A 12,662-nucleotide genomic window follows, 5' to 3' on the forward strand; every position below is an offset into this window, starting at 1 on the left:
CGACCAGCGGGTGCGTGACGGCAATTATGTCGCGTAGCGTGTGCTCAACCGAGGAGCCGGATGCGGTAGTCCCGCACGTCCGGATCTGTGGGAGCCGCGGGTGCGTAAGCACCCGTGGCCACCCGGTACCAGTCGTCTTCGGTGGACAAGCGCGGCGCAGTCCACCAACAACGGCGCGGGGTTCGGTGGACTTCGCTCTCGCTCGTCCACCCTACCGGTCCAACCGATGACCAAGGCCCGTTTCCGTCATCTTGGGCTCGCGCAAACACGAGCCCGCGTTCGGAAGGATCAGGCAGCGCGAGCAGATCTTTCCCGCAGGTTGGCGCGATGAAGGCTTGCGACGGGGCGCCGCGGCCGATCTGGCGAAACCCGTTCTCGGCACCGCATGGTTACCGTGAAACAGCAAACCTCTCGTGGCATCCGCTCCGCGGTGCCACGCGCGCGCCCAGCTGCTCCGGCGGGTTGCGCCGGCCCCGAGGCACCGAGCGAGCGACCGCTAGCCTTTCTTTTCCGGGGTGCCGCCACGCCTGCATGCGCGTTAGCGGCGATCGAGGCGGTCATGCACCCTGTTTGAGCCTTGCCTCATCTTGAACCGCGCCTCATTGGTCGACTTAGGAAATTCCGTTAAACCAAAGCGATCCTGCTTCAGAAACGCTCCGCGTGCTATCACACTCTGCATGCCAGGATTGACAGGGTTTAGGATGCGCCAGTCGATGGCAACGCTTGGGGTGATGCATGACAGACAGGGGTGACCGACCCAAAGGAGCCACCCCCTCGACAGACCTTCGGGGGGATTCGGGACCGGGTTCGCAACAGCTGCTGCAGCGGGCCGAGCAGATTGCGCGCGACACTCCGGCCCCATCGCTGGACGCGATCGCGGCGCTGTCACCGCAAGACATCCGGCGGACCCTCCATGAGCTGCGCGTGCGGCAGATTGAGCTGGAGCTGCAGAACGAGGCGCTGCGACGTGCGCAAGCGCCTTACCTCGACTTCTACGAGCGGGCGCCGGTCGGCTATTGCACCCTCTGCGCATCAGGTGGGATCCGTGAGGCGAATGGCGCGGCGACCAAGCTGCTAGGTCTGGCCCGAGGCGAGCTGATCGGTCAGCCGCTCTCCCGGTGCATCCTCGGGGAGGACCAGGAGGTCTTCGACCGGTTCCTCCAAGCGCTCTTCGAGGCCCCGACGCACTCCGCGGCCGACTTCGGATCGGCCGGCGGACCAGCGGTCTGCACAGTGCGGCTGCGCCAACCCGACGGCGCCAATCTCTGGGCGCGGCTCGAAGCCATCGCCGCCAGCGATGCCGAGGGGTCGCCCATTGGTCGCGTCACACTCAGCGACGTCACCCCGAGCCAGCAGGTCGAGGCGTTGCAGGTCAGTCTGGATCACTACAAGAGCATCCTCGAGGACACCCTGGACTGGCAGTCATGGTTTGACCTCGATGGCCGCTACCTCTGGGTCAATCCCGCGGTGGAGCAGCTGACCGGGTATACGCCAGAGGAAGTCATGGCGATGCCTGACTGGGTCTCGGTGCTGATCGCGGAGGAAGACTGGCCCATCTTCGCCGAGACCTTCGGGGATGCCATTCGCGGCAGCCATGGCACGGGTTTCGAGATTCGCTATGTCCGCAAGGACGGTATGAAACGCTGGATCAGTGTCGACTGGAAGCCGGTGGTCGATGCCCAGGGCAAGCCGCTCGGCACCCGAGCGAGCGGGCGCGACATCACCGATCTCAAGCTGACGGAGGAGGCGCTGCGGCGCAGTCAGTCCCTGCTCGCGCGCACGGAGGCCATCGCGCACGTCGGCAGCTGGGACTGGGATCTGGCGACGGACACCCTGACCTGGTCGGACGAGTTGTTCCGCCTCTTTCAGCGCGACCCGGCCGAGGGGCCGCCAGCCTTTGCCGATCACCTGCGGCGGTATTCCCCCGAAGATCGAGCGCGACTGAGCGACGCGATGCAGGCCGCACTCACCGAGGGTAGGTCGTACGAACTGGAACTGAGCACCCGCCTTGAGGACGGCGCGCTCCAGGTCTCGAGAACCGTTGGCCATGCGGATATCGACAGGCAGGGGCGTGTCATCCGCCTCTTTGGATTCGTTCAGGACATCACCGAGCGCCGCGCGGCCGATCGCGCCCTGCGGGACAGCGAGGAACTCTTCCACGCAATGTTCATCAACGCGCCGCTCAACATCCTGATCCACGACGCGGACACCGGCGAGATGCTGGATGCCAACCCAGCCGCCTGCGCGCTTTACGGTTACGACTCGGTCGAAGCGCTCAAGTCGGCGTCCCCCGAGCTCTGGCTCGAACCGCCTTACTCCGTCGACGACGCGGTGAGATGGGCGGCCAAGACGCTGCGGGAAGGTCCGCAGCAGTTCGAATGGCACTATCGCTGTGCCAACGGCGAAAGGATTTGGGAGTGGGTGCACCTGAGTACGATCATGATGCAGGGCAAGCACCACATTCTGGCCATGACGGTCGACATCACGGAGGACAAACAGATCAAGGCGGACTTGCAATCCAGCGAGGCGCGCGCCCGCGCCATCATCGACGCCTCGCCGGTGCCCTTTGCCCTGAACGATACACAGCAGAACATCAACTATTTGAACTCGGCCTTCATTGAGCTGTTCGGCTATACGTTGGCGGATATTCCCACCCTGGCGGACTGGTGGTCGCGGGCCTATCCCGATCCTGACTATCGCCAAGCGATCATCGCCAACTGGTGGGAGGGTATGGCGCGCGCTCGGCGCGAAGGCGGACGCTTCGAGCCACTGGAAGCGGTGATCCGCTGCAAGAACGGTCAGGTCCGCACCGTCGTGGCACGGGCGTCGGCGCTGGGCCGATCTTTCGAGGACCTGCACCTCGTCAGTCTCTACGACATCACCGACCTCAAACAGGCCCAGGAACAGGCCGAGCAGGCGGCGCGCGTCAAGGCCGAGTTCCTGGCCAACATGAGCCATGAGATCCGCACCCCGCTGAATGCCATGCTGGGCCTGGCGCAACTGCTGGAAAGCGAGGCGCTGTCCGCGGATCAACGCCATTTGCTCCAACGGCTGCGCACGGCCGGCCGCTCCCTGCTCGCGCTCGTCAACGACATCCTCGATCTCTCCAAGCTCGCCGCCGGCCAGTTGCGCCTGACCGCGCGGACCTTCGCACCAGCGGCCGTGCTGGCGCAGGTCGCGAGCCTCCTGGGTCAAGAGGCCCGCTCCAAGGGGCTCGCCTTCCAGCTCGACACGCCGGTGGATCTCGCCGCCTGGCTGCGCGGCGACTCCTTGCGCCTGGAGCAGATCCTCATCAACCTGGTCGGCAACGCGGTGAAATTCACCGAGCGTGGCGAGGTGCGCATCCAGATCAGCCAAGAGGACATCGACACCGCGGCGGTACGGTTGCGCTTGGAGGTCCGCGACACCGGGATCGGGATCGCCCCTGAGCACCTGGCCCACCTGGGCACCGCCTTTACCCAGGTCGATGGGAGCATCACCCGCCGTTTCGGCGGCACCGGGCTGGGCCTGGCCATCAGCAAAGAGTTGGTGGAGCGGATGGATGGCACCTTCGGCATCGACAGCACACTCGGGGTCGGCAGCACCTTCTGGTGCGAACTGCCCTTCGCGCGGGCCAGCGCGGACGCCACCCCATCGGACGCAGTTGCGCCCCCCGCGCGGCCGAGCGGACCACGCCTGAGCGCCGTGCATTGTCTGGTGGCGGATGACTGTCCCCTGAATCGAGAGGTGGTCGAACGCGCATTGAGACGCGAGGGCGCCCGCGCGACGCTGGTCGCCGATGGTCGGCAAGCGCTGGACTGGCTGCGCGCCAAGCCTGAGGATGTCGATGCCGTTCTGATGGACATCCAGATGCCGGTCATGGACGGGCTCACGGCGACCCGCGCGATCCGCCAGGAGCTCGGCCTGACCGAGCTGCCGGTGATCGCCTTCTCCGCCAGCGTGCTAGCGGAGCAGCGCCAGCGAGCGCAGGAGGCCGGCGTCAATGACTTCCTGACCAAGCCCGTGGACTTGGAGGATCTCGTCGCGATGCTCCAGCGTTGGCGCGCAGCGCCCGCGTCGGACGCATCAGCGCCCAACGCCATCCTGGCGCGAGCTTCGGGCGAGACGGCTGGCACGGACTTTCCCGATATTCCGGGGCTCGATACCCGTCAGGCGGCGCGACTCCTCGGCAACGATTGGTCGCTCTTTGTGAAATTGCTGCCCCAGCTGACCGGGGACTTTCTCGATGCGGCGCAGCGCACGCGCGATGACCTGGCGCGTGGCGCCTGTTCCGATGCCGCCCGGCGGCTGCATTCCTTGCAGGGGCGAGCGGGGTATCTTGGCGCGCGGGATCTGGTCCGGACCTCCCAGACCTTGGAGCAGGGCCTGCTGGAAGGGCGCACCGATCTCCAGGACGTCATGGACGCTTTCGAGGGCCAGCTCGCCGCGCTCCTGGCCGCGCTTACGCCCTGGCTGGCGCAACCCAAGCCCTCGGTGGCGGACGGGGATGCGGTGCTCGATCCAAGGCAACTGGCGGCGCTGCATGCCGCGCTTGTCAGCTGCGACTTGGCGGCACTGGGGCTGTTCGAGAGACTGGAGCCGGCCCTGGTGCGGCGCGACGGCCACGCCGCGACCGCGGCTGTGGCCGAGAGGATCCGCTCGCTGCGCTTTGAGGAGGCGCTGGCGCTGCTGGCGCCCGAGCCGCATCCAGGGTGACGTTTGCTGTGTGATGCCAATCCGATCGACCGCTCGCGACTGATCGACTGCTCGCGACAACGCATGCCAGGCGTGATGAGGTTTAGGATGACCAAAAACGCGAAGACGAGGATCCTGATCGTCGACGATGACCCCGCCAGCGTCCAGCTCATGGGCGCGGCGCTGATGCCCGACTACCACTGCGAATTCTCCTTGTCCGGGGCGCGGGCGCTCGACCGGCTGAGCGCAGAGGCGCCGCCAGCGCTCATCCTCCTCGACCTCAACATGCCGGAAATGGACGGTTACGCCCTGTGCCGATTGCTTCGCGGCGACCCGCGATGGCGGGATATTCCGGTGATCTGCGTCACCGCCAGCCAGGACCTCGAGAGCGAGGCTCAAGCCTTGCAGGCTGGCGCAGCGGACTTCATCCCCAAACCCATCAATCCGCCGGTGCTGCGTCTTCGGGTCGGACTGCAGCTGCAGTTGCGCGAACGCGAGCAGGCGCTGCGTGAGAGCGAGGCGCGCTTTGAACGGCTCGCCCATTATGACGCACTGACCGGGCTGCCCAACCGCCTGCTGCTGGCCGACCGGCTGCACCAGGCCATGGTGCAGATCCAACGACGCAAACAACACCTGGCGGTGGTCTATCTCGATCTGGATGGCTTCAAGCGCGTCAATGACAGCCACGGACACGCCGTCGGCGATGAGCTGTTGAAGGCCGTGGCTGAGCGCATGAAGCAGGTCGTGCGCAAAGGCGATACCCTCGCCCGGCTGGGTGGCGACGAGTTCGTGGCCTTGCTGCTCGATCTTCAAGACAAGGATGCCTCTGTGCCGCTGCTCGAACGTTTGCTCGCCGCCGCGGCGGCAGCGGTGACGCTCGGCGATCTCGTCATGCAGGTCTCGGCCAGTCTCGGCGTTGCCTTCTATCCGCAGCCGGATGATGTGGACGCGGATCAACTGTTGCGCCAGGCCGACCGGGCCATGTATCAGGCCAAGCTGACCGGCAAGAATCGTTACCACCTCTTCGACCACGAGGACGATCGTCTTGCCCGCGGTCGTCATGATCTGCTGGAGCCGATCCGTCGGGGGCTGAAGGGGAATGAATTCGTGCTCTACTACCAGCCCAAGGTCAACCTGCGCACCGGGATGGTGGTCAGCGTCGAGGCCCTGATCCGCTGGCAGCACCCGGAGCACGGGCTGCTCGCCCCGCGACACTTCCTGCCCGTGATCGAACATCTTCCCCTCGCGGTCGACCTCGGGGAATGGGTGATCGACACGGCCCTGACTCAGCTCGAAGACTGGCAGGCCGACGGACTCGACCTCGCGGTGAGCGTCAATGTCGGCGCCCGGCAGTTGCGGCAGGCGAACTTCGTTGCGCGTTTGCGCGCCCTGCTGGCGGCGCATGCGGCGATCAAACCGTCCAGTCTGAGACTCGAGGTGCTGGAAGCCAGCGCATTGGATGACCTGGCCCGTGTCTCCCAGGTCGTGGCGGACTGTCGCGAGATCGGGGTGAACTTCACCCTGGATGACTGTGGTGCCGCCGATCTCTCGCCCCAGGATCTGCAACACCTGGCGGTCATGCAGCTCAAGATCGACCGAAGCGTCATCGGTGACATGCTCGACAACCCGCATGATCGGGCGATCGTCGAGCGCATCCTGACGCTGTCCAGGGCCTTCCGGTTCCAGGTCATCGCCACCGGGATGGAGACCCCGGAGCAGGGCGAGATGCTGCTGCATCTCGGCTGCGAGCTGGCACAGGGCTACGGCATCGCCTATCCGATGCCCGCACATGCGGTCAGCGGTTGGCTGGCAGACTGGCGGGGATCAGCGCATCGGACCGACCTGCTCTTGGCCCGCTCCGACGAGTGACGCTTGCTCCATGCCGGCGAATCGACCGGCCAGGGCACGCGGGCAGTGATCGCGGCCATCGCCAGTCTCGATGGCGCCAGTCCGCCGCGCCGCTGCGGACGGAGTTCCCGCGACTGGGCAAGTCTTCGTGGGAGCGCCGCCCCGGCGCGACGAACCCCGCGCCCCCGACCGCGCCGCTCCTACCACGACCGAGCGATCGGCCCCATGACGCTGGCGCTTCATCGCGCGGTTCAGGACGCGCGCTGGCTGACCAGGATGCTCCTGAGCGGGATTCGAGCGCCGCTGTCCTAGTCCAGCACCAGCTTGCGTCCGAAGGGCGCCTCCATGTCCGCATGCCTCGCGGGCACGGCCCAGAGCACCGGGTAGCTCGGACAGGCATCGGCGCGGCCGTCCAGGTCGGTGAGGAAGACGCCCATGTCCGGGGCGAACCGCTCGGCCTCGCGCAGCAGGGGCGTGAAGTCGGTCCCGCCGCCGCCCTCGAAGCGGATGCCGCGCAGATTCGATCGGCCGGGCTCGAAGACCTGGACATCCCTGACCCGATCATCGCCGATGATGACGACGATCCTCGACTCCAGGCGCCGGGTGATGGCCTCGATCTCACGCGCGAAGCGCTCCAGCAGCGCCGCGTCGATCGAGCCCGAGACATCGACCATGACGGCCAGCCGGGTCACGGCGCGCGTCGAGGCATGGCCGGGCTCCCAGGGCATCCGCAGGCGCCGGGCTCCCCGGCCGACGCGCCCCTGATTGGCGATGTAGGAGCGCGCGGGCCGTGACCAGGAGAGGTCTGGTGTGTGGGCCAGACCGCGGGTCAGCTGGGTGCGCAGGAGCTGCTCCCAGGGCGTGCGCACCTTGGGCAGGTCCGCCAGCAGGGTGCGCAGCATGGAGTGGGCGCCATCGCCGGCATGGGCGCGGGTGATGCGCTCGCGCCACTCGCGCGACTGCTCGGTCTCCAGCTCCGGGTGCTCGGCATCGGCGGCCGGGAGCAGGTCGCGCAGCATGCCCCAGCCGAGGGCGCGCGCCTGGGCGGCGCGGGGACCATCCTCGCGCGGCACCGCTCGCCCCGCCTCGCCCTGTTGCTGGCCGCCGGGGCCGCCTCCCGTCTCGGACTCCTGGCGCTCCCCGGTACCGCGTCTGGAGCCTCGCTGGGAGCCCTGCGAGCGACGGTCGTCGATCGCGCGGTAGAGCCGCTCCAGATCCCATTCTAGCAGTGCCGTTTCGGCGCCCTGGCGGATGCCCAAGGCGTCCGAGAGCAGCTCTTCGAGCCGCACCGAGCGGTCTGGCAGCTCAAGCCAGCTCAGATGGCCGAGTGCGCTGTTGACGATGGCGTCGGCGCAGAGGTTGTAGAGCTCGGGATCCACATCGCCGATCAGGCGGCGTAGCGCGACCATCCTCTGCGGGTGGCGTAGCGCGATGTGCAGCACCTGGTGCGCCACCAGTCCCACCTGTATCGGCAGGGGCAGGCGCTCGAACGCGGGGCCGTAGTAGATGGTCGCGCCATCGTTGGCGGCGATGAGCGGTCCCTGATCGGGGTCCGTCTCCACATCCAGGTGATGGACCCAGAGCGCGAGCCCGCCGCTGGATGGCGCGAACTCCACCATGCGCTGAATGGCGCGCGTCCCACGGTGGCAGTAGACGCCACCCCGTCGGCGGGTGCTAGGCGGCTCGTTGCTCATCCGCGGCACGCTGCTCGGCATAGGTCCGATAGACCGGGCTGGCCAGCACGGCGCCCTCCAGGCCGCGCTCCAGTGCCTTCTGGAAGAGCAGCTCCATCGCGAGCGTTTGGGACTCGCGGATCGGTAGGGGCTCGCGCGTGTCGGTCTCCGGAAGCTGGTCGACGATCTCCAGCGCGCGGGCCATGCGTGCCGCGTCGGTCGCGGCGGCGAGCAGGGCGTAGATCATGCCGTAGAGCCCGTCCAGCGTCTTGGGCAGCAGTGCGACGGTCTCCGCGCCCGCGGGCGCCGCGAGCAGGGCGACCACGTCGGTGCCGGCGCGGATCTCACGCAGCACGCCGAAGAATTCGGCGGCATTGGCCGCGCCGATGCGTCCCTGGACGAAGAGGCGCTTGCCGGTCTCGGAGAGCCCTGACTTGAGCACGTTGGAGAGATCCTCCCAGCCGCGCGGGCTGGCGCCGACCAGGTGGTCGTTGGCGAGCTGGCTCTGGGTGTCGTCGAGCTTGTCCGGGCGGACCTTGAGGTAGGCCATGACCTCGGGGGCGAAGTCGTTGGTCAGGGCGTAGTCGAGAAAGGCGTCGATCACGGTCTGGACGTTGAAGTGGAACATGCGGTCCGCCAGCGCCGTGCCCATGTCGTGGCTGACCGCGCCGTGGAAGGCGGCATTGCCGGCGGCGATGACCTGCCAGCCATCCGGCAGCTGGTAGTTGCCGACCCGGCGGTCGAGGATGAGCGAGTAGGCCGAGATCTGCAGACGCTGGTCCGCGGCCGTCAACTCGTCCAGGAAGAGGATGCCCGCGGGCTGATCCGGCGCGGGGAGGAATTCCGGCGGGAACCAGACCGTCTGGCGACGCTGGTCGTCGGCGTAGATGGCGCCGCGGATGTCGACCGGCTCGATGGTCGTCAGCCGCAGGTCCACCAGGGGCGCCTGGAAGTGGTCCGCCACCTGGCGGACGATGGACGACTTGCCGACCCCGCGGGTGCCCCAGAGCATGGAGGCGCGCTGGCGCAGGATGGGATGCTGGTATTGCTCGATGAGGGCCTGTTTGACCGCTGCGATCGAGACGGGTGGGATGTTCATGGGATTGCCCTGCACGGTCGGCTCCTCATGCGCGCGGTCGCACCGCTCTGGGTTCAGGAATCAGCTGCCTCGGCGGATGCCGGCTCCAGCCGGGCGCGGCGTCCCTTGTCCTCGACCCGATCCAGCCAGCGCGCCTGGGTGAGCGGTCTGGGGATGGGCGGGATCTCGATGCGCGGCATCTCGCGCATGATGAACATGCCCGCGAGCATCAAGGGCGGCGCATGGAAGATCAGCATGCGGAGGATGGAGTCGTCCGCCATGTCGAGCCATTGGATGGCCGGCGTAAGCGCGATGATGAGCAGCCCGATGCCCAGCGGGACGCCGCGCTGGAAGCTCACGCGCCAGCGTGCGCGATGAAAGCGCGGATGGAAGTCGGCGGGCGGCCTGTCCAGGGTGTCCGCCAGATGGGTGATGGTCTGGCCGATCTTGTGTTCGATGTCGGCGGTGCGTCGCGGCTCTTTGGGCTGCACGCGGATGCTGCCGCGCCAGAGACTGATGAATTCCCGCAGCGGGCGCCAGTTCCAGCCGATCACGGCGGTCAGATCCTCGGGGATCTTCAGCGTGGTGCCGGCGTCGGCGGTCAGCCTGAGTTCGACCGCATGACCGACGAAGCGGTCGGCCTTCATCTCGATATTGATGCCCCGCACCCGCGCCCGTGCCTGCGTGATCAGCACTCGGATGGCGGGTTCGGCGGCCGTCTCGTCCCCGGCGACCGCTTCGATCAGGTAGCTGCGCGCAACCGGGACGTCCGCATAGACGCGGAACTGCCGGCGCGACGGGACCGCTTGGATCCGCTCCCAGAGTACGGCTGGATCCGCGCCGACGGCGACCGCCTGGGAGGTCAAGCCCGAGGCGTGGCTCAGGGTGCGCACGAGTCTCGGATCGCCGGATTCCGGGACTTCGAGCACAAGGCGTTCCTCCAGTGGGATCGGCAGCTCCTGGGTCGGCTCGAGCGCACGGGGTTTGAAGGCCAGCTTGCGTTCGCCACGCTGGCTCGCGGCGAGATCCGCATGCAGCCCGGCGGCCGTGAAGGGCGCCATCAAACCAAGGATCTCGTGATGCGTCAGCGGCTTCATCTGGGGCTTGTCATCGTCATCGGTCGCCGGGGGTGGTGCGGACGGGTGGTGCTGGATACGGATGTGCATGATCGGCCCTCGCTGTCTCTCGCCATGCGTGATCCGCTGCCCGAACCTGGGCGCGGACCCGCATCGCCTTGAGGTCTCGGATCGCTTTCAGATGAGGCGAGTCGCGCGGGAATCCAATGCGACAGCCCGTTGGGGCCGGATTGGGCTCGGGCGCGCTGGGATCTACACTTGTAGTGAGAGGGCCGTGATCGACAGGCCCGGTGCGCCAGTCCCGGCCCTGCTGGCGCCGCAGCGAGGAGGACAGCGAAGATGGCAATCACAGTCTCACCCAACCCGCGTACCCTGCAATGGAGCAACTTCCGGGAGGTTCCGAGCCTGCCGGACGAAGACGCCCATATCGATATCAACTTCTCGGTCCCCAATCGGCCCTTCCGCTCGGTCGATGGGCGATTCAGGATGGCGGAGACCTTTCAGATCGGCATTTCGCCCGTCGCGACCGTGCGTCGCGGCGCCTCGCAGACCGGCGCCTTGCTCTCGCACGAGCAGGGGCACTACGACATCGGCATCCTGGTCGGGCATGCCATGGCGCGCGATTTCATGGCGCTCGAGGCGGCGACCGTCGGCGAACTGACGACGGCGATCACCAACTGCTTCAATCGGCACCGGCAGACGCTCATGGCCCCGATTCAGCACAAGTACGACCTGGATACCGGCCATAGCCAGATCAGCGCCCAGCAGCAGCGTTGGGATCGGCTCATCCGGCAATGTCTCGCCAGCACCCCGACCTGCGATCGGATCGACAATCTGGCGTTGTGAGGGGGCAGGTGGCAGCTCCGGTAAGGATTGACCGAGCGGTCGAACGGGACGTCCGGCGAGTCGTTCCAGCTGATGGCCGAGCGGGCGTGGTCGACGCTCAGCGTGGTGCGCCGCGGCCTTTGAGGCGCGCTCCATCCCGCGTTTCGTCGTCGCGCAAGAGACGGGTCACTCCTGGGTTGCCCCGGGCTCCCGCGGGGCGGTGACCTCGGTGGAGGCTTGGGTGATATCCGTGATCCGCCAGTCCAGTCCATCGCGCCGCATCAGAACCCGCGTTGCGTCGGGCGACTCGCCGAGCCGGACCTCGAACCCATTCCATGAGGTGAAGAAGGCGTAGTCGATCCCGGCCAGGAAATAGGCGGGGCGTTTGTCGGTCGAGCGTACTGCGGCCTCTCTCAGGATGCCGCGGACGAGGTCGATGGAGATGACCTGAGTCAGTGCCTTGTCCCCGAGCTGGCGCAGTCCGTCCGCCAGCCAGTCGAGCATGGGGACCTTGCCCCTGTCCGACTCGGGGATGATCTGGGCGACGCCCGCGCCCAGGCGCTGCTGGTAGTGGGCCTGAATGGCCGGGAGATCGACGAAGGGGGCGATGGCGGCGGCGTCCGGCTCGCTCAGGGCCTGATCCAGGCGATAGAGGCCGTAGTAGGGCCAGACGCCGTAGAGGATCACGATGAAGCTGATGAGGAAGGCGAGAATCCGGGCCATGATGGGCGTCCTGAGGCGTGGGTCTTGCGGATCGGCGATGCCGACGACATGACCTGATTATAATCCCCTGGCGTTTTCATCGAGCGAGGCACGCGCATGGACGATTTGACACAGACCCTGGCCCTGTCACTCGGTGCCGGCTGGGCCAGCGGCATCAATCTCTACGCCGCCATCCTGGTCATCGGCCTGCTTGGCCTGACCGGGACCATGGCCTTGCCGCCGGGTCTCGAGATCCTCAGCGACCCGCTGGTCATCATGGCCGCTGGCGTCATGTACCTGGTCGAGTTCGTCGCGGACAAGGTGCCTGGGGTCGATACCGCCTGGGATACGCTCCATACCTTCATCCGCATCCCCGCGGGCGCCCTGCTGGCCGCGGGCGCGGTCGGCGACGCCGGCCCTGGGGTGGACCTGGCGGCCGCGCTCCTGGGCGGCGGCTTGGCGGCCGCCTCCCATGCGGCCAAGTCCGGCACCCGGGTTCTGATCAATACCTCGCCCGAGCCCTTCAGCAACTGGGCGGCCTCGGTGACCGAGGATGTCGGCGTCGTCGGTGGGCTGCTGATCGCCGTCAATCACCCGGCGGTCTTCCTCGGCCTGCTCGCGCTCTTCCTGCTCCTGCTGGTCTGGCTGCTGCCCAAGGTGTGGCGCGGAATCAAGCGGGTCTTCCGCTTCGTCTTGCGTCTGTTCGGCGGTGGGCGGGATGAGCCGAGGGACGAAGGCCCTCCGCCCGACAGTGGGGCGGCCTGATGGCGCGGATCGCGCGTCCAC

General features: G+C 67.4%; 8 protein-coding genes. 4 read left to right on the forward strand and 4 right to left on the reverse strand.

Translation table 11 applies throughout. The features are described 5' to 3' along the window. Positions 1-924: 924 nt before the first annotated feature. Both CKO23_RS26545 and CKO23_RS26550 read left to right on the forward strand, forming a co-directional pair. Positions 925-4,695, forward strand: a complete 3,771-nt coding sequence (locus tag CKO23_RS26545; RefSeq protein WP_200330313.1) for a PAS domain S-box protein — start codon at positions 925-927, stop codon at positions 4,693-4,695. 87 nt (positions 4,696-4,782) lie between these two features. Further along, the gene (locus tag CKO23_RS26550; protein WP_346014591.1) at positions 4,783-6,543 is read left to right on the forward strand and encodes a two-component system response regulator; all 1,761 of its coding nucleotides are present in this window, start codon (positions 4,783-4,785) and stop codon (positions 6,541-6,543) included. Positions 6,544-6,830: 287 nt separating this feature from the next. Here CKO23_RS26550 and CKO23_RS09285 read toward each other — a convergent pair whose 3' ends face one another. The 3 genes from CKO23_RS09285 to CKO23_RS09295 are packed head-to-tail and all read right to left on the reverse strand — an operon-like array spanning position 6,831 to position 10,439. Then, the gene (locus tag CKO23_RS09285) at positions 6,831-8,216 is read right to left on the reverse strand and encodes a vWA domain-containing protein (protein WP_200330317.1); all 1,386 of its coding nucleotides are present in this window, start codon (positions 8,214-8,216) and stop codon (positions 6,831-6,833) included. Beyond that, entirely contained in the window at positions 8,197-9,309 is a 1,113-nt protein-coding gene (locus CKO23_RS09290) for an AAA family ATPase (protein ID WP_346014592.1), read from the reverse strand. The genes CKO23_RS09285 and CKO23_RS09290 overlap by 20 nt, the downstream gene beginning before the upstream one ends. A gap of 38 nt (positions 9,310-9,347) precedes the next feature. Next, positions 9,348-10,439 (reverse strand): hypothetical protein, encoded by a 1,092-nt coding sequence (locus CKO23_RS09295; RefSeq protein ID WP_200330319.1) that lies wholly within the window; start codon positions 10,437-10,439, stop codon positions 9,348-9,350. A 249-nt stretch (positions 10,440-10,688) separates the two neighbouring features. Here CKO23_RS09295 and CKO23_RS09300 point away from each other — a divergent pair, with 249 nt between their 5' ends. Beyond that, positions 10,689-11,195, forward strand: coding sequence for a hypothetical protein (locus CKO23_RS09300; protein ID WP_200330321.1), 507 nt, complete (start codon positions 10,689-10,691; stop codon positions 11,193-11,195). A gap of 165 nt (positions 11,196-11,360) precedes the next feature. Here the strand turns inward: CKO23_RS09300 and CKO23_RS09305 are convergent, their stop codons facing one another. Then, entirely contained in the window at positions 11,361-11,897 is a 537-nt protein-coding gene (locus tag CKO23_RS09305; RefSeq protein ID WP_200330323.1) for a DUF2939 domain-containing protein, read from the reverse strand. 96 nt (positions 11,898-11,993) lie between these two features. On the opposite strand from CKO23_RS09305, the gene CKO23_RS09310 reads away from it, so the two are divergent. Further along, positions 11,994-12,641 (forward strand): DUF4126 domain-containing protein, encoded by a 648-nt coding sequence (locus CKO23_RS09310; protein ID WP_200330325.1) that lies wholly within the window; start codon positions 11,994-11,996, stop codon positions 12,639-12,641. Positions 12,642-12,662: the final 21 nt, after the last annotated feature.

Origin of the sequence: Thiocystis violacea, from assembly GCF_016583565.1 — a bacterium.
Classification (GTDB): Bacteria; Pseudomonadota; Gammaproteobacteria; order Chromatiales; family Chromatiaceae; genus Thiorhodococcus; species Thiorhodococcus violaceus_A.

Coding starts and splice junctions, on each gene's coding strand:
- CKO23_RS09285 (WP_200330317.1), bottom strand. CDS start 8,216: ATGAGCAACGAGCCGCCTAGCACCCGCCGACGGGGTGGCGTCTACTGC.
- CKO23_RS09310 (WP_200330325.1), top strand. CDS start 11,994: ATGGACGATTTGACACAGACCCTGGCCCTGTCACTCGGTGCCGGCTGG.
- CKO23_RS09295 (WP_200330319.1), bottom strand. CDS start 10,439: ATGCACATCCGTATCCAGCACCACCCGTCCGCACCACCCCCGGCGACC.
- CKO23_RS26550 (WP_346014591.1), top strand. CDS start 4,783: ATGACCAAAAACGCGAAGACGAGGATCCTGATCGTCGACGATGACCCC.
- CKO23_RS09300 (WP_200330321.1), top strand. CDS start 10,689: ATGGCAATCACAGTCTCACCCAACCCGCGTACCCTGCAATGGAGCAAC.
- CKO23_RS09305 (WP_200330323.1), bottom strand. CDS start 11,897: ATGGCCCGGATTCTCGCCTTCCTCATCAGCTTCATCGTGATCCTCTAC.